Below are 16004 nucleotides of genomic sequence, written 5' to 3' on the forward strand. Positions count from 1 at the left end.
GAATGCCGAGCCTCGCATCATCTTCGGTGACATCCACGAATTGGCCCATACCGATGGCCGCCAAGGCGCCGACCAAGGTCGGCCGCTACCGGGTCATGCTGTGCGGCGCCCTGTCACATTCCCGCCGCATACTGACGGCCATCACATACCGCTTGGGGAAGTCGCAGTGAAGTCGTGGGGTTGTGCATTGCTGTTGTCGCTGGCCATGGCACCATCGGTGGCCATGAGTGCTGAATCCTCCACCCCGGCCGCACCCAAGGTGTCGGTCTACGGCCATCGCGGGGCAAGCGCGCTGCTGCCCGAGCACACCCTGGCGTCGTACGCGCAGGCCATCGCCGATGGCGCCGACTACATCGAGCCGGACCTGGTGATGACCAAGGACGGCGTCATGGTGGCCCGGCACGAGAACGAGATCGGTGGCACCACCGACGTCGCCTCGCATCCGGAGTTCGCCAGCCGCCGCACCCGCAAGGTGATCGATGGGCAGCAGGTCGAGGGCTGGTTCACCGAAGACTTCACCCTGGCCGAGCTGAAGACCCTGTACGCCCGTGAGCGCCTGCCGGAACTGCGCAGCACCGCCTACGACGGCCAGTTCCGCATCGCCAGCCTGGACGAGATCCTGGCCTTCCTGGTCCAGCAGGCCGGACGTGCCAACCGCGGCATCGGCCTGGTGCCGGAGATCAAGCACCCGACCTACTTCCAGTCCATCGGCCTGCCGATGGAAGACAAACTGCTGGCCGCACTGCGTGGCAACGCGTACACCAATGTCGGGCCGGTCACGATCCAGTCGTTCGAGACCGCCAACCTGCGCTACCTGCGCGGCAGGATCGGCCGGGGCAGCAACATCCGGCTGCTGCAGCTGCTGTGGAAGGGCGATACCCAGCCGGCCGACATCGCCCAGGCCGGCGGCGCGCTGACCTATGCGCAGATGATGACCCCGGCCGGCCTAAAGGACATCGCCAGTTATGCCGACGGCATCGGCCCGGAACTGCGCTCGATCATTCCGCTGGATGCCAAGGGCGCGTTGGGCACGCCGACCTCGCTGGTACGTGATGCGCGTGCCGCCGGGTTGATGGTGATTCCGTACACCTTCCGTCCGGAAAACCACTTCCAGCCCAGCAACCTGCGCCAGGGCGCCGACAGCGCGCGCAATGCCGAGGGATCGATCGCCGAGATGCGGGCTTACCTGGCGACGGGTATCGATGCGTTCTTCACCGATGACCCGGCGCTGGGCCGGCAGGCGGTGGATGGGATGGGCGCGGCGGGGAACTGACCGTCCCGGTAGTGCCGGCCGCTGGCCGGCATCCGGGTACCGGCCAGCGGCCGGCACTACCGTCACCTCAACCGCGCGGTTCGTCCGGGCGGCGGAACGGGATCACCACGTAGTCCTGGCCCTCGCGAGGCTGCCACAGCACCGGTACGCGCTGCGGTGACGGCGGCTCCAGTTCCTCGTTGGACAGCGGCTCGGCCTCGTCTTCTTCGTCTTCCCAGCTGTAACGCTGGCGCGGTGGCAGTGGGTCGGCGTTGCGGAACAGCAGCGCGGCGATGATGCCGGCGAAGGCGCCGCCCATGTGCGACTGCCAGGACACACCATCGGCGTGCGGCAGGATGGTCATCAGCATGCCGCCGTAGAACAGCATGCCGATCAGGCCGGTGGCAATCGCCGCACGGTCGCGGCGCAGCAGGCCAAGGCTGGCCAGCAGGAACATCAGGCCATGGGTGACGCCACTGGCGCCCAGGTGCACGCTACCCGGATTGCCCAGCATCCACGCGCCGAGGCCCGAACCCAGCCACAGCAGGGGCAGCGCGCGTACGGTGGCTTTCGGATACACGCTGCCGGCGAGCGTGCCGAGGATCAGGATCGCGATGCTGTTGGCGGCGATATGCTCGACCGAGGCATGCAGCATCGGGCCGCCGATCAGGCCGAGCAGGCCCTTGGCTTCCAGCGGCGCGACCGCCCACGGTCGCCAGTCGAAGGTGCCCTGCAGGGCGAACACGGCCACCAGCACCAGCACGGCGGCCAGGCTGACATTGAACGCCCGCAGGATGCGCGAGCGATCATTGCGGGGGGCCGGCACGTCGCCAGCGGGCAGGGGCGCGTTGTTGTCCATACCTCAGCAATGGCGGTGACTGGCGCGAAACCAAGGCCACCGCAACGGGAGAGTGGAGGCGGCCGGCGGGACAATCCCACCGGCCGCGTCATTCAACGGGTCAGGCTCAGGCCTGGCCTTCGCCTTCCTTCGGCGGGTACTTCAGGCTCAGCACCACGGTGGCGGCGATGATCACCGCGACCACGCCCAGCGAGACCGGGGTCGGGATCTTGAACAGGTCGATGATCATCATCTTGATGCCGATGAAGCCCAACACCAGTGCCAGGCCGTACGGCAGCAGGTGGAAGCGGTCGGCCATGCCGGCCAGCAGGAAGAACATCGCGCGCAGGCCCAGCACCGCGAACACGTTGGAGGTGAGCACGATGAACGGGTCGGTGGTGATCGCGAAGATCGCCGGGATGCTGTCCACGGCGAAGATCACGTCGGTGACCGCAATCAGGATCAGCACCGCGAACAGCGGGGTGAACCAGCGCACGCCATCACGCTTCACGCTCAGCGCATTGCCTTCATAGCCCGGCAGCAGGCGCAGGTGCTTGCGCATCCAGCGCAGGGCCGGATTGGTCTCCAGGTCCGGTTCCTGGCCGGCGGCGAACCACATCTTCCAACCGGTGAACAGCAGGAAGGCGCCGAACACGTAGAGCAGCCAATGGAACTGGCTGATCAGCACGCTGCCAGCGAAGATCATGATCGTACGCAGCACGATCGCACCCAGGATTCCGATGATCAGCACCTTCTGGCGCTGTTCCTCCGGCACCGCGAAGTAGCTCATGATCATCAGGAAGACAAAGATGTTGTCGACCGCCAGGGCTTTTTCGACCAGGTAGCCGGTCAGGAACTCGAGGCCGACCTTGTTGGCCACGACCTGGCCGGCGGTCTCATTCAGGTAGTACCAGAGGCCGGCGTTGAACAGCAGGGCCAGCGCGACCCAGCCGATGGACCACCACAAGGCCTCCTTGAAGGTGACCTTGTGCGGTCCACCATGGCGCATCAACACGAGGTCGACCAGCAGGGCGATGACCACCACCGCTGCGAAGCCGCCCCACAACCACACGTTACCGATCGTCTGCATTGGGAATGTCCGTTGGAAAGATGAATGCCAGGCCGGACGGCGAGGATCTGCAACGGAGGATCGGGAGGGGGATCCAGGGACAGAGCTTCGCCAGTACGGCGAAGGTCTCGCTCGCAGTTCCAGTCGGCTGGAACTGCCGTTGCACCGGAGCCTGCGGGCTCGAAATGACGGCGACAACGTCTGGGAGCTACTCCCCTTCTGGGGCCGATTCTGCCGCCTGGCCGGGCCGCCGTCAAATGCCCCTGCACTGGGGTCGGATCCCCAACGGGGCTCCGCGCCCCGCTCTGGTAGATGCCAACCTTGGTGGGCATGCCGGCCCGGGTCGGAGCCCCTGCGGGGAACTGACCCCGGCGCCCGGTTTACAATGGGTGGATGAATACCCCCCTTCCGATTGTCCGCCTCAAGAATGCGTGGCGCTCCAGCCACCCGTGGATCTTCCAGAAACTGGTCGAGAAGCCGACCGTCCGGCCCAAGCCCGGTTCCATCGTCGACGTGGTCGGCATCGATGGCGAGTTCATTGGCCGCGGGTTCTACAACGGGCACTCGCGCATTGCCGTGCGCATCCTTGAAACCGACCAGAACGTACCGGTGGATGCCGGCTGGTTCTCGCGCAAGATCGCCCAGGCAGTGTCGCTGCGCCGTGAGGTGCTGAAGCTCGACGCGGTGTCCGACGCCTGGCGTGTCGTGCACAGCGAAGGTGACGGCCTGTCCGGCCTGGTGGTGGACCGCTACGGCGACCTGGTGGTGGTCGAGTTCTTCGCCGCCGGCATGTTCCGCCACCGCGAATGGATCTACGATGCGCTGCGCGAGCAGTTCCCCGGCTGCCGTTTCCACAGCTTCGCCGACGAGCACGTGCAGAAGCAGGAAAGCTTCGACTTCCACGGCAACACCACCACCGAAGCGTCGGTGATCACCGAGTACGGCATCAAGTTCCGCGCCGACCCGGCCGGTGCGCACAAGACCGGTTTCTTCGCCGACCAGCGCGAGAACCGTGAGTGGCTGAGCCAGCAGGTGGAAGGCAAGAGCGTGCTCGACCTGTGCTGCAACACCGGCGGTTTTGCCGTGTACGCAGCGGCGCGTGGTGCTTCCGAAGTGATCGGCATCGACATCGACGAGGACGTGATCCAGATCGCCAAGGGCAATTCGCGCCTGAACAACGTGCGCCCGAAGTTCATCCAGTCCGACATCTTCCCGTGGCTGCGCGACGCCGCCAACCGCGGTGAGCAGTACGACGTGGTGATCCTGGACCCGGCGAAGATGACCCGCGACCGCGACCAGGTCATCACCGCGCTGAAGAAGTACCTGGACATGAACAAGCTGGCGCTGGGCGTGGTCAAGCCGGGCGGCCTGTTCGCCACCTTCTCGTGCACCGGCCTGGTGGCCGAGGACCAGTTCCTCGACATGCTGCGCCGCGCGGCCTATTTCTCCGGTCGCACGATCCAGATCCTGAAGGTTGCTGGTGCGGGTCCGGACCATCCGTTCATGGCCCACGTGCAGGAATCGCGTTACCTGAAGGCCGTGTTCTGCCGCGTGGTGGACTGACCGCGTCACTGCCGATCTCTGTAGAGCCGAGCCCACGCTCGGCTCTACAAAAAGGCCGGGCGCAGCGCTATGGTCGGGCTCTTCCCATTGCCGGTGAGAGCCCATGCCCTCGTTGCGCCACCTGTCCGTCGTGCTCGCCCTGGCGCTGTGCGCGCCGCTGTCCGTCCACGCCATCGAGTTCAGCGCGCAGGAGCTGGCCCGTGCCAAGGCGCTGCAGCAGCGCCTGGTCACTCTCGACAGCCACCTCGATACGCCGGCCAACTTCGGCCGCAGCGGCTTCGACATCGAACAGCGCCACGACCGCAACGCACTCTCGCAGGTGGATTACCCGCGCATGGTCGAAGGCGCGCTGGACGGCGGCTTCTGGGCGATCTACACCGACCAGGGCGATCGCAGCGCCGCAGCGCATCTGGCCGAGCGTGACCATGGCCTGCAGCGGTTGCTGGAAATCCGCGAGATGCTGGCGGCCAATCCCGAGCGCTTCGCGCTGGCATTGACCGCCGATGACGCGGCGCGGATCAAGGCCGCCGGCAAGCGCGTGGTCTACATCAGCATGGAAAACGCCAGCCCGCTGGTGGCCGACCCCAGCCTGCTCTCGTTCTATCACCGCGCCGGCCTGCGCCTGCTCAGCACCGTGCACTTCGCCAACAACGAGTTCGCCGATTCGGCCACCGACCCCAAGGGGGCCGAGTGGAAGGGCCTGAGCCCGGCCGGCAAGGACCTGGTGCGGCAGGCGGTGAAGCTGGGCATCGTGGTCGACCAGTCGCACGCCTCGGACGCGGTGTTCGACGACCTGCTGGCGATGATGCCGGTGCCGTTCGTGCTGTCACACAGCTCGGCCAAGGCGGTCTACGACCATCCGCGCAATCTTGATGACGCGCGGCTGCGCAGGCTGGCCAAGGCCGGCGGCGTGATCCAGGTGAACGCCTATGGCGGCTACCTGATCGACACCGCAAAGACGCCAGAGCGCAAACAGGCCGAGGAAGCGCTGAGCAAGCAGCTGGGCGGCTGGGAAGGCATGGGCATCGAACAGGGCGTTGCCCTGCTGAAGGCCGAACAGGCGCTGGACCATGAGCATCCGGTGCGCCACGCCAGCCTGGACGACTTCTTCGCCCACTTCGAGCACATCCTCACGGTGGTCGGCCCTGAGCACGTGGGCATCGGCCTGGATTGGGATGGTGGTGGCGGACTGAGTGACCTGCCCGATGTCAGCCAGCTGCCGAAGATCACCGCGTGGCTGCTGCGCAAGGGCTATACCGAGAAGCAGATTGCCGGCATCTGGGGCGGCAACCTGCTGCGGGTGATGCGCCAGGCGCAGGATTACGCCGCAAAGCAGGGCGGTTGAAACGCCCTGCGGCAGTGCCGGCCGCTGGCCGGCATCGCCCTATCAACAGGATGCGGGTTGCCGGCCAGCGGCCGGCACTACCGGTGATCCGTTCATTTCGCGATCAGCGCGTGGCGGCGGCTGTACAGGAAGTACAACACCAGGCCGGCCACGTTCCACAGCAGGAAGTACAGCTGAGTGGTGTGCGGCAGGCTGATGAACAGGTAGATGCAGCCCAGTGCGGCCAGCGGGCCGACCACGAAAGCCAGCGGCGTGCGGAAGGTGCGCTCGCGGTTCGGCTCGCGCAGGCGCAGCACCACCAGGCAGATACCTACCGCAGTGAACGCAGCCAGGGTACCGGCGTTGGCCAGTGCGGCGATCTCGTCCAGGCGAGCCACGCCGGCCAGGGCCGAAACCACGACCGCAGTGAACAACGTGGTCGCCACCGGCGTGCCGGTACGTGCGTTGACCTTGGACAGGCCACGCGGCAGCAGGCCATCGCGGCTCATCACGAAGAAGATGCGGCTCTGGCCGTACAGGAAGGCCAGCAGCACGGTCGGCAGGGCGATGATCGCAATCACGCCGATCACCATTGCCGCGGTCGGATGGCCCAGCTGGCGCATGATCAGCGCCAGCGGCTCGGCGCTGTGGCCGAACACCGCGTAGCTCATCGCACCGACTGCCGCCAGCGCCACCAGCACGTAGACGATGGTGCAGCCGATCATCGAACCGATGATGCCGATCGACAGGTCGCGGCCCGGGTTCTTGGTTTCCTCGGCGGCGGTGGAGATCGCATCGAAGCCGTAGAAGGCGAAGAAGATGATCGCCGCTGCCGCCATCACGCCGTGCTCGACGCCGTCGGGGCCCATCGACTTGGCAAAGCCGTACGGCATGAACGGCTGCAGGTTGGCGCTGTCGAAGGCGGGCAGGGCCACGGCGACGAAGATCGCCAGCGCGATCAGCTTGAACACCACCAGGATCGCATTGAGCGTGGCGCTTTCCTTGGTGCCGGCCATCAGCATGCCGGCCACCAGCCAGGTGATGATGATCGCCGGCAGGTTGATCATTCCGCCTTCCACGTGCGGGCCGGCGGCGAGCCAGGCTGGCAGGTGCACGTTCCAGCCGAACTGGGTGTGCACCCATTCGAGGAAGCCGACGAAGTAGCCGGACCAGCCCACCGCCACCGTACTCACCACCAGCGAGTACTCCAGGATCAGGCTCCAGCCCACCACCCAGGCGAACACCTCGCCCAGTGCACTGTAGCTGTAGGTGTAGGCACTGCCGGCGGCCGGCATCATCGTCGACAGCTCGGCGTAGGACAGCGCCGCACAGGCGCAGACCGCACCTGCGATGGCAAAGGAGATCAGCACGGCCGGGCCGGCCAGGTTGGCACCGACGCCGATCAGCGTGTAGATACCGGTACCGACGATGGCGCCAATACCCAGCGCGATCAGGTGCGGCCAGCTGAGCGTCGGGATCAGACGCCTGCCGGCTTCGTGGACGGTGACGGAATCTAGGGACTTGCGCCGGAACAGGGACATGCAGGCCTCGGAAGGGGTGACTGAGAACGACAAGTTCCCGAGTGTGACCGAACGCAGCGCAGCATTACCACTGACGGGGGTCATACCCGACGCGCCGCGCGCTGCACCTCGATCAGGCTGCCGGAATCGGCATACAACAGGCCGGACCCCCGCGCCGGGCGACGTCAGGGCATGGCGGGCCAGTGGCAGCCGTCTTCCTGCCAGGCCTCGACGTCATCGTGAAAAGAGGTCCTGCGCCCGTCACGGGCACGCTCATAGCTCAGGTCCAGCACCAGCGCGCCCTGGGTACTCAACAGGTAGCGGCCGTTGAGGCGGCCGTCGATGCGCTCTTCCCACACGCTGTCGAACTGGTAGGGACGATCCTCTGCCAGCACCGTGGTCTCCATCGAGACCCGGCGCAGGGGCAGGCGCCCGCGCTGGCCGGCGTAGCGCACGTCGGCCGCGCCGTCTTCCAGCCAGCGCCATTCCAGGTGGATGCTGTCGTTGCGGCCGCCGGTCAGGCAGCGATGGTCCTGCACGGTGGCGCCAGAGGCGGTGCCGGCGAACAGCAGGGTCAGGGCGAAGCCGGTCAGGCGGACCATCCACGCGCATCCATTGCAGAAGGGGGGCCAGCATAGCCCGCCCTGCCTGCCATGCCCTCAGCGCCCGCGCGGCCGCAGCTGGGTGCCGCCGCTCATCAGCATCCGCGGCAACGGCATCCGCAGGAAATCGTGCGGGAACGACGGTGCCACCGCACTGATCGCATCGAGGTGGGCAAGGGCCTCGGCCGGCAGCACCAGCTGCAGCGCGTCCAGATTGTGCTCGAACTGCGTCAGGGTGCGGGCGCCGATGATCGGCAGCGCGCCGGCGCCGGGGCGCTGCAGCAACCAGGCGAGTGCAACCTGCGCAGGCGAATGCGAAAGATCGGCAGCGATGGTTGCGACGTCCCCGGCAATCTGCAGCGAACGCGGCGTCAACGCACCATTGATCAGGGCCACGCTGCGGCGCGACCCGCCGGGTGTGGCTGGCAACGCCTCGGCGCTGGCGAGATCGGCCGTGCTGTACTTGCCGGTCAGCACGCCGCTGCCCAATGGCGACCACGCCACCACGCCACCACGCCCAGCCCCAGCGCATCGGCCATCGGCAGCAGTTCATGCTCGACGCTGCGCTGGATCAGGCTGTACTCGATCTGCAGCGCCACCAGCGGCGACCAGCCACGCAGGTCGGCCAGGGTCTGCATGCGCGCGATCTGCCAGGCCGGCGTGTCCGAGATGCCGGCGTAAAGCACCTTGCCGCTGCGGACCAGGTCGTCGAAGCCCCGCATGACTTCGTCAACGCCGGTGGTGTCGTCCCAGGCGTGCAGGTACAGCAGGTCGAGGTAGTCGGTCCCCAACCGCCGCAGACTGTCCTCCACCGAGCGCAGCATGCTCTTGCGGTGGTTGCCGGCGTTGTTGGGGTCACCGGGGACGGTGGCGAGGGTGTACTTGCTGGCGATCACCAGCCGGTCGCGCTGGCCCTGGGCGAACCGGCCAAGCAGGGTTTCCGCACTGCCGTTGGTGTAGTTGTTGGCGGTATCGATGAAGTTGCCGCCACGTTCGACGTAGGTGTCGAAGATGCGGCGAGCCTCGGTTTCGTCCGCGCCCCAGCCCCAGTCGGCGCCGAAGGTCATCGTGCCCAGTGCCATCGGGCTGATGCGAAGGCCGGAGCGGCCGAGCAGGCGGTAGTGGTCCAGCGACATGCGGGGGTCTCACAGGAAGGCGACGGTGCCGCCGGGAGGCACAGCATCGGCCGACCGTTCCTGTGGATAAACTGGATGGCACCGGACTCACCATGAAGAGTGGCTTCACAATGGATCCCTCCGCACCGTTGTCGGCGGTGGTCGCCTTCGTTCACGTCGCCGACCATGCCAGCTTCACCCGCGCTGCAGATGCGCTGGGCATCTCCACCTCGGCACTTTCGCAGAGCGTGCGCGCGCTGGAGGCGCGGATGGGCGTGCGCCTGCTGCAACGGACCACGCGCCGGGTCGGCCTGACCGAACACGGTGCGCGCTTCCTTGAACGTGTACGGGGCGGACTGGAGCAGATCGATTCGGCGTTCGCGGACTTCGACAGCGCGCGTGCGGTTCCGGCCGGGAAGCTGCGCGTCACCCTTCCACGCATCGTGGCCGAGCGCCGGGTGCTGCCGGCACTGCCTTCGTTCCTGGCGCGCTATCCACAGGTGGACGTGGAGCTGTGCGTGGAGCCGGCGTTGACCGATCTGGTGGCCGAAGGCTTCGACGCGGGTATCCGGCTCGGCGAGTCACTGGCGCGCGGCATGATCGCAGTGCCGATCGGACCGCCGGAGCGGCAGGTGGTGGTGGCCACGCCCGGCTACTTCGCGCAGCACGGCATTCCGGCCAGCCCGCACGAACTGCAGGGCCATGCATGCATCATCGTCCACCGCCGCGCCAACGGCCGGCTGATGCCCTGGGAGTTCAGCCGCGATGACCATGACCTGGAGGTCGAGGTCAACGGCAGGCTGGTATTCAACGATGCCGAGCTGGCCCACGGCGCCGTGCTGGCCGGGCTCGGCATGGCGCAGGGGTTCGCGTCACTGGTGGCCGATGACCTGGCATCCGGGCGCCTGCAGGCGGTGCTGCAGGACTGGCAACCGCCGTTCCCCGGCTTCCACCTGTATTACCCCGCGCGCGAGCACATGGCACCGAAGCTGCGGGTGTTCATCGACCATCTGCGCGCAGGACTGCACGGCGGGACGGGGCCCACCTAGGCCGGCAGGCGTAGCGTCGAGCCTGCGCTGTCAGCCGTTCAGCCCCAACCGGATGCCGAACCCGACCAGGAACAGGCCGGCCACGCGGCGCAGCGCGTCGCTGATCCGCGGGTGCTGGATCAGCCGGCGACGGGCCAGGTTGCCCACGCCGATCAGCATCGAGCAGTAGGCGATGCTGACCACCAGGATGATGCCGGCCAGCGCCGCGAAGGTGGCGATGCCCTGGTGTGCCTTGGGATCGATGAACAACGGCAGGAACGCCATGTAGAACAGGATCGCCTTCGGGTTGAGCAGGCTGACCAGGATCGCCTGCTGGAAGTAGCGGCCCGGCTGCATGCGGATCGGGCCGGCATCACCGCCCTCGTGCTTCGGTGTGCGCAGCAGGCCGATGCCGACCCACACCAGGTAGGCCGCACCCAGGTACTGCACGGCGTGGAACACCAGCGGGTTGGCCTTGAGCAGCGCGGCCACGCCGGCCAGCGCCAGCCACATCAGGATCTGGTCGCCGACCAGCAGGCCGGCCAGTGCGGTGTAACCGCCGCGCACGCCACCACGGCCGGTGGCGGTCAGCAGGGTGAAGGTACCGGGACCGGGCAGGGCGAGAAACACCAGCACGGCGACCAGAAACGTCCACAGGTCCTGGATGCCCATCCACGGCATGGCGGTGTTCTCTCTTACGGGGGGCCGCCATTGTCGGCCAGTGCCGGGACTGGCGACAGGGGGCCGGCTGGACCTTCAGGCATGCCGGACAGCAGAGGTTGCAGGTGCTGGCGCAGCTGCGCGTGCAGCTGCCGCACCGCCGGCGAGAACTGCTTGCGGTGCGGGCAGACCAGCTGCAACGGTATGTGGCTGCCGATGCCGTCCAGCAGCAGCTGCAGGCGCCCTGCGAGCACATCCTCGCGCAGGTCCAGCCAGGATTTGTAGGTGATGCCTTCGCCGGCCACCGCCCAGCGCCGCACCACGTCGGCGTCGTCGCAGACCAGCGGGCCGCGCACCGGAATCACGCTGCGGCGCCCGTCGACCTCGAACGACCAGCGATCGTAGGCGCGGCCACCGAGCTGGTAGACAAGGCAATCGTGCTCACGCAACTCGTCCAAGCGGGTGGGCGTGCCGCGCCGCTGCAGATAGTCGGGCGACGCCGCGAGTACGCGCCGATTGCCTTCCAGCAGGGGCAGGGCGACGTAGTTGGCGTCGTCGAAGTGGCCGATGCGGATGGCCACGTCGACCGGGTCGCGGAACACGTCGGCCACTTCGTCGGACAGGCGCAGGTGCAGGCGCAGCCGTGGGTGCGCGGCGCGAAAGGCGCTCAGCCAGGGCAGCAGCAGGTTGCGGCCGAAGTCCGACGGGGCCGACAGCTGCAGGGTGCCGTGCAGTTCGGCGTCTTCGCCCTGCACGCGCGCCTGGCCCTCGCGCAGGGTGGCCAGTACCTCCTGCGCATACGGCAGGTACAGCGCCCCCTCGCCGGTCAGGCGCAGGCTGCGCGTGGTGCGCACGAACAGGCGCAGGTCCAGCTCGCGTTCCAGCCGCGCCACCGCCGCAGCGACCTGCCCCGGCAGCAGGTCGGCTTCGCGGGCCGCCTGCGAGAAGCTGCCCAGTGCGGCAGTGCGGACGAACAGCTGCAGATCGTCGAAGCGGATCATCTTCATCGCCAGAGTGAAAGTGCTGCCCGATTCTGCGCCTTTCTGAGGGACCGCGTGCGGCGCAACCTGTCGCCTCCTTCCCCACTGGACCGCTGCCATGCGCGCCATTGCCTACACCCAAGCCGGCCTGCCGATCGATGATGCCCAGGCCCTGATCGACATTGAACTGGAACTGCCGCAGCCCGGCCCGCGTGACCTGCGCGTGGCGGTACGCGCGGTGGCGGTGAACCCGGTCGACACCAAGGTCCGCCGTGGCGTGGCCACCGATGGCCCGCGCGTGCTGGGCTGGGATGCGGTCGGCATCGTCGACGCGGTGGGCAGCGAGGTGACCCTGTTCCAGCCCGGCGACGCGGTCTACTACGCCGGCGTCATCGACCGCCCGGGCAGCAATGCGCAGTACCAGCTGGTGGACGAGCGCAGCGTCGGGCGCAAGCCTGCCAGCCTCGATGATGCCGCCGCCGCCGCGCTGCCACTGACTGCAATCACCGCCTGGGAGCTGCTGTTCGACCGCCTGCGCATCCCGGAGGGGGGTGGCGAAGGCCAGACCCTGCTGGTGATCGGTGCTGCCGGTGGTGTCGGTTCGATCCTGGTGCAGCTGGCGCGGAAGCTGACCAGGCTGACCGTGATCGGCACCGCCTCGCGCCCCGATACCCAGGATTGGGCGTACGCAATGGGGGCACACCACGTGATCGACCACAGCCTGCCGCTGGCCGAGGGACTGGCGCGGCTCGGCATCAGCGAGGTGCAGCATGTCGCCAGCCTGACCCACTCCGACCAGTACTACGCGCAGATCGTGGAACTGCTGGCACCGCAGGGCCAACTGGGGCTGATCGATGATCCTGGCCAGGTGGACGTGATGGCGCTCAAGCGCAAGGCACTGTCACTGCACTGGGAGTCGATGTTCACCCGGCCGCTGTACCGCACCGCCGACATGCAGCGCCAGCACGACCTGTTGAACCGTGTGGCCGAGCTGATCGATACGGGCGTGCTGCACACCACCCTGGGCGAGCACTTCGGGCGCATCGACGCGGCCAACCTGCGGCGCGCCCACGCGCTGCTGGAAAGCCAGCGCGCCAAGGGCAAGATCGTGCTGGAAGGCTGGTAGCACGAAGCGCTTTCTGTAGAGCCGAGCCCGCGCTCGGCTGCTGTTCGCATAGGGGCCTCAGCCGGGCATGGGCCCGGCTCTACAGCGCTTCTTCCACGCATGATGTGGATCAGCCGTGTCGACCAAGGTCGACACCTACCAACAGCTGCGGGAACCACGGCTCACGCCACGCCGTTGTCGACGTGGGTGGCGAAACCGGGCTGCTCGCGCAGGCGTTCGAACCATGCTGCGAGGTGTGGCAGCGCCGGTTTACTGCCCGGCGTGCTGCGCCAGCGTTGGGCCGACAGCCCCAGCACGACATCAGCGAGGGTGAAGGCGTTGCCCGCCACGTAGCCGTTGGTGGCGGCCAGCTGTGCATCAAGCACAGCCATCAGCCGGTTCCACTGCGCCAGGCTGGCCTCGGCACGGGTGTCATCGGGGTAGTCCGGGTGCCGCCGCACGCGCGCCATGAACACGTGCCGCCAGGCGCTGTTGAGGTCGCTGGCCTGCCAGTCCATCCACTGCTCGACCCGGGCGCGGCCCTGTGCCGTACCGGGCAGCAGGTCATCACGGCCAGCGCGTACGGCCAGGTAGCGGCAGATGCTGTTGGATTCCCACAGCACGAAGTCGCCATCGCGCAGGACCGGCACCTGCCGGTTGGGGTTCAGCGTGGCCAGCAGGTCAGGTGGGGGGGCCGGCTCGTGATGCAGGGGCAGATCCAGCCCCGCGCACAGCCACAGTACCTTGCGCACGTTGATGGAAGTGGGCTTTCCGTATAGAGCGGGCATGGTCCTGACGCAGCAGCTGAGACTCGGCCAGCCTACACTTGCCCCATGCAAACCGAATACCTGCTCATTGCCGGCCTTCTATTGGCTGTGCTCATCCTGCAACTGGTCGCCCTGCTGCGCCGTCCGCCGCATGACCGCCTGGAACAGGCCGTGCGCGAGGAGGCCCGCGCCGGGCGCAGCGAACTGCGTGAACAGCTCGATGGCTTCGCCCGCGCGCTGACCGATCTGTCCACCCGCACCGATCAGCGCCTGGACCTGCTGCGCGAAGCGCTGAGCGAAGATGCCCGCAAAGCGCGCGCTGAAGTGGCCGACAGCCAGCAGCGCGGCGCAGCGTCGATGGGGCAGCGGCTGCAGGAACTGCGCGGCCAGCTGGAGACCTTCGGCCAGCAGCAGGAGGCACGCATCCATGCGTTTGGCCAGCAGCTGCAGGAGCTCACTGCGCGCACCGATACCCAGCTCGGGGCGCTGCGCCAGACCCTGGTGGACGATGCACGCAAGGGCCGCGAGGAGGGCGCGCAGTCGCAGCAGCGCCTGACCGACAGTCTGGGCCTGCGCCTGCAGGAACTGACCCAGCGCAACGAGCAGCGCATCGCCGAGATGCGTGCCACGCTGGAGGAACAGCTGCGCGCGCTGCAGAACGACAACGCCCAGAAGCTGGAGCAGATGCGCCACACCGTGGACGAGAAGCTGCAGTCGACGCTGGAAACGCGGCTGGGCAACTCCTTCAAGCTGGTCTCCGAACGCCTGGAACAGGTGCAGCGTGGCCTCGGCGAGATGCAGCAGCTGGCCACCGGCGTGGGCGACCTCAAGCGCGTGCTGACCAACGTCAAGAACCGCGGCAGCTGGGGTGAAGTGCAGCTGGAGAACATCCTCGAGCAGACACTCACCCAGGAGCAGTACGCGCGTGCGGTGAGGGTGCGCCCGGATAGTGGCGAGATGGTTGATATCGCCGTGCGCCTGCCGGGCCGCAGCAGCGACGACACGCCGGTGTGGCTGCCGATCGACTCCAAGTTCCCGCGCGAGGATTACGAGCGCCTGCTGGACGCACAGGAACAGGGCGATGCCGAGGGCGTGCGCCTGCAGGGCATCCAGCTGGAGCGCGCGGTGCGCGTGCAGGCCAAGTCGATCTGCGACAAGTACATCGTGCCACCGCACACCACGGACTTCGCGGTGATGTTCCTGCCCACCGAAGGCCTGTATGCCGAGGTGATCCGGCGCCCGGGCCTGGTCGACCTGCTGCAGCGCGAGCACCGTGTGGTGGTGGCCGGACCGACCACGGTCACCGCGTTGCTCAACAGCCTGCAGATGGGCTTCCGCACGCTGGCCATTGAAAAGCGATCCAGCGAAGTGTGGAGCCTGCTGGGTGCGGTCAAGAGCGAGTTCGGGAAGTTCGCCGGCATCCTGGAAAAGGCCGAGAAGCAGATCACTACCGTTGGCCGCAGCATCGGTGAGGCCAGCCGCAAGACCCGCACCATCGAACGCCGCCTGCGTGGCGTGGAGTCGCTGGCGTCCGAACAGGCGCAGTCGCTGCTCGGCGACCTGGCCGAGGGTGATGCGGCGGCCGAGGAGGAAGGCAGTGACGGCGAGGGCGACGAGGCCTGAGCCACGCTGACACGCCGCCTGCATCGCCGATGGGTATGCTGGCGGCCTGTCCGCTTCGACCAGGTACCGCCATGCGCCTGCCCCGCTGCACCAGCCTTGTCCTGACCGCGCTGCTCGCCGCCTGCAGCAGCGCGCCAACGACCGTGGACACGACCACGCAGGCCGCCTCCAGCACCCCCGAAGCGGACGAGGCCTACCGCGAAGCACGAGACGTGGACTGCCAGGCCGCCGGTGGCACCCTGCAGCGGCTCGGCCGGCTGCAGCGCGAGCAATGCGTGATTCCCTATGCCGACGCCGGCAAGGTCTGCAGCCGCAAGAGCGACTGCAGCGGGCAGTGCCTGGCGACGGGGGAGGTGGCCGCCGGCAGTGCCGTCACCGGTACCTGCCAGCGCGACGTGCGCCAGAACTTCGGTTGCCGCCAGCGCATTGATGACGGCAAGGCGCAGGGCACGCTCTGCGTGGATTGAATCCTCGCGCCGGCCGCTGGCCGGCAGCCTCATGAACCCGTGCGAACGGTCGCACGATTGCCGGCCAGCGGCCGGCACTACCGGCATCGCG

At 67.7% G+C, this 16004-nt stretch carries 14 protein-coding genes and 1 pseudogene; 7 read left to right on the forward strand and 8 right to left on the reverse strand.

The features are described 5' to 3' along the window. Positions 1-166: 166 nt before the first annotated feature. The gene (locus KXV01_RS14260) at positions 167-1273 is read left to right on the forward strand and encodes a glycerophosphodiester phosphodiesterase (protein ID WP_263467880.1); all 1107 of its coding nucleotides are present in this window, start codon (positions 167-169) and stop codon (positions 1271-1273) included. Positions 1274-1340: 67 nt separating this feature from the next. On the opposite strand, the gene KXV01_RS14265 is transcribed toward KXV01_RS14260, so the two are convergent. Both KXV01_RS14265 and KXV01_RS14270 read right to left on the reverse strand, forming a co-directional pair. Then, positions 1341-2111, reverse strand: a complete 771-nt coding sequence (locus KXV01_RS14265; RefSeq protein ID WP_049417149.1) for a rhomboid family intramembrane serine protease — start codon at positions 2109-2111, stop codon at positions 1341-1343. Between the two features lie 106 nt (positions 2112-2217). Beyond that, complete coding sequence (locus KXV01_RS14270; protein ID WP_049417151.1) at positions 2218-3180, reverse strand: TerC family protein; 963 nt, start codon at positions 3178-3180, stop codon at positions 2218-2220. A gap of 372 nt (positions 3181-3552) precedes the next feature. Here KXV01_RS14270 and KXV01_RS14275 point away from each other — a divergent pair, with 372 nt between their 5' ends. Then, complete coding sequence (locus KXV01_RS14275) at positions 3553-4722, forward strand: class I SAM-dependent rRNA methyltransferase (RefSeq protein ID WP_049417152.1); 1170 nt, start codon at positions 3553-3555, stop codon at positions 4720-4722. Positions 4723-4825: 103 nt separating this feature from the next. Next, positions 4826-6067 carry a dipeptidase gene (locus tag KXV01_RS14280; RefSeq protein ID WP_049439131.1) on the forward strand — a complete coding sequence of 414 codons (1242 nt, stop codon included), beginning with the start codon at positions 4826-4828 and terminating at the stop codon, positions 6065-6067. A 92-nt stretch (positions 6068-6159) separates the two neighbouring features. On the opposite strand, the gene KXV01_RS14285 is transcribed toward KXV01_RS14280, so the two are convergent. From KXV01_RS14285 to KXV01_RS14295, 3 genes and pseudogenes are all read right to left on the reverse strand, one after another. Then, complete coding sequence (locus KXV01_RS14285) at positions 6160-7587, reverse strand: amino acid permease (RefSeq protein WP_049417155.1); 1428 nt, start codon at positions 7585-7587, stop codon at positions 6160-6162. 164 nt (positions 7588-7751) lie between these two features. Further along, positions 7752-8168, reverse strand: a complete 417-nt coding sequence (locus KXV01_RS14290; protein ID WP_049439130.1) for a hypothetical protein — start codon at positions 8166-8168, stop codon at positions 7752-7754. A gap of 57 nt (positions 8169-8225) precedes the next feature. Next, positions 8226-9304: pseudogene (locus KXV01_RS14295) on the reverse strand (aldo/keto reductase). A 110-nt stretch (positions 9305-9414) separates the two neighbouring features. On the opposite strand from KXV01_RS14295, the gene KXV01_RS14300 reads away from it, so the two are divergent. Next, on the forward strand, positions 9415-10332 hold the full coding sequence (locus tag KXV01_RS14300) for a LysR family transcriptional regulator (RefSeq protein ID WP_111096987.1): 918 nt from the start codon (positions 9415-9417) through the stop codon (positions 10330-10332). Positions 10333-10362: 30 nt separating this feature from the next. Here the strand turns inward: KXV01_RS14300 and leuE are convergent, their stop codons facing one another. Both leuE and KXV01_RS14310 read right to left on the reverse strand, forming a co-directional pair. Next, positions 10363-10992, reverse strand: coding sequence for a leucine efflux protein LeuE (leuE, locus tag KXV01_RS14305; protein ID WP_049417162.1), 630 nt, complete (start codon positions 10990-10992; stop codon positions 10363-10365). A gap of 14 nt (positions 10993-11006) precedes the next feature. Beyond that, positions 11007-11978 carry a LysR family transcriptional regulator gene (locus KXV01_RS14310; protein ID WP_049439127.1) on the reverse strand — a complete coding sequence of 324 codons (972 nt, stop codon included), beginning with the start codon at positions 11976-11978 and terminating at the stop codon, positions 11007-11009. A 91-nt stretch (positions 11979-12069) separates the two neighbouring features. On the opposite strand from KXV01_RS14310, the gene KXV01_RS14315 reads away from it, so the two are divergent. Then, positions 12070-13077 (forward strand): zinc-binding alcohol dehydrogenase family protein, encoded by a 1008-nt coding sequence (locus tag KXV01_RS14315; RefSeq protein ID WP_049417166.1) that lies wholly within the window; start codon positions 12070-12072, stop codon positions 13075-13077. 161 nt (positions 13078-13238) lie between these two features. Here the strand turns inward: KXV01_RS14315 and KXV01_RS14320 are convergent, their stop codons facing one another. Continuing rightward, complete coding sequence (locus KXV01_RS14320) at positions 13239-13844, reverse strand: glutathione S-transferase N-terminal domain-containing protein (protein WP_049439125.1); 606 nt, start codon at positions 13842-13844, stop codon at positions 13239-13241. 45 nt (positions 13845-13889) lie between these two features. On the opposite strand from KXV01_RS14320, the gene rmuC reads away from it, so the two are divergent. Both rmuC and KXV01_RS14330 read left to right on the forward strand, forming a co-directional pair. Next, positions 13890-15446, forward strand: coding sequence for a DNA recombination protein RmuC (gene rmuC / locus KXV01_RS14325; RefSeq protein WP_099494987.1), 1557 nt, complete (start codon positions 13890-13892; stop codon positions 15444-15446). A gap of 71 nt (positions 15447-15517) precedes the next feature. Further along, positions 15518-15913 carry a hypothetical protein gene (locus KXV01_RS14330; protein ID WP_099486007.1) on the forward strand — a complete coding sequence of 132 codons (396 nt, stop codon included), beginning with the start codon at positions 15518-15520 and terminating at the stop codon, positions 15911-15913. Positions 15914-16004 lie beyond the last annotated feature (91 nt).

The sequence above is a fragment of the Stenotrophomonas sp. Ps181 genome (assembly GCF_025697425.1).
GTDB classification, from domain to species: domain Bacteria; phylum Pseudomonadota; class Gammaproteobacteria; order Xanthomonadales; family Xanthomonadaceae; genus Stenotrophomonas; species Stenotrophomonas sepilia.

Excerpts from the sequence above, each read along its gene's own strand:
- KXV01_RS14290 (WP_049439130.1), bottom strand. The coding sequence starts at position 8,168 with ATGGTCCGCCTGACCGGCTTCGCCCTGACCCTGCTGTTCGCCGGCACC.
- KXV01_RS14265 (WP_049417149.1), bottom strand. The coding sequence starts at position 2,111 with ATGGACAACAACGCGCCCCTGCCCGCTGGCGACGTGCCGGCCCCCCGC.
- KXV01_RS14280 (WP_049439131.1), top strand. The coding sequence starts at position 4,826 with ATGCCCTCGTTGCGCCACCTGTCCGTCGTGCTCGCCCTGGCGCTGTGC.
- leuE (WP_049417162.1), bottom strand. The coding sequence starts at position 10,992 with ATGCCGTGGATGGGCATCCAGGACCTGTGGACGTTTCTGGTCGCCGTG.
- KXV01_RS14315 (WP_049417166.1), top strand. The coding sequence starts at position 12,070 with ATGCGCGCCATTGCCTACACCCAAGCCGGCCTGCCGATCGATGATGCC.
- KXV01_RS14330 (WP_099486007.1), top strand. The coding sequence starts at position 15,518 with ATGCGCCTGCCCCGCTGCACCAGCCTTGTCCTGACCGCGCTGCTCGCC.
- KXV01_RS14270 (WP_049417151.1), bottom strand. The coding sequence starts at position 3,180 with ATGCAGACGATCGGTAACGTGTGGTTGTGGGGCGGCTTCGCAGCGGTG.
- KXV01_RS14285 (WP_049417155.1), bottom strand. The coding sequence starts at position 7,587 with ATGTCCCTGTTCCGGCGCAAGTCCCTAGATTCCGTCACCGTCCACGAA.
- rmuC (WP_099494987.1), top strand. The coding sequence starts at position 13,890 with ATGCAAACCGAATACCTGCTCATTGCCGGCCTTCTATTGGCTGTGCTC.
- KXV01_RS14275 (WP_049417152.1), top strand. The coding sequence starts at position 3,553 with ATGAATACCCCCCTTCCGATTGTCCGCCTCAAGAATGCGTGGCGCTCC.
- KXV01_RS14310 (WP_049439127.1), bottom strand. The coding sequence starts at position 11,978 with ATGAAGATGATCCGCTTCGACGATCTGCAGCTGTTCGTCCGCACTGCC.
- KXV01_RS14320 (WP_049439125.1), bottom strand. The coding sequence starts at position 13,844 with ATGCCCGCTCTATACGGAAAGCCCACTTCCATCAACGTGCGCAAGGTA.
- KXV01_RS14300 (WP_111096987.1), top strand. The coding sequence starts at position 9,415 with ATGGATCCCTCCGCACCGTTGTCGGCGGTGGTCGCCTTCGTTCACGTC.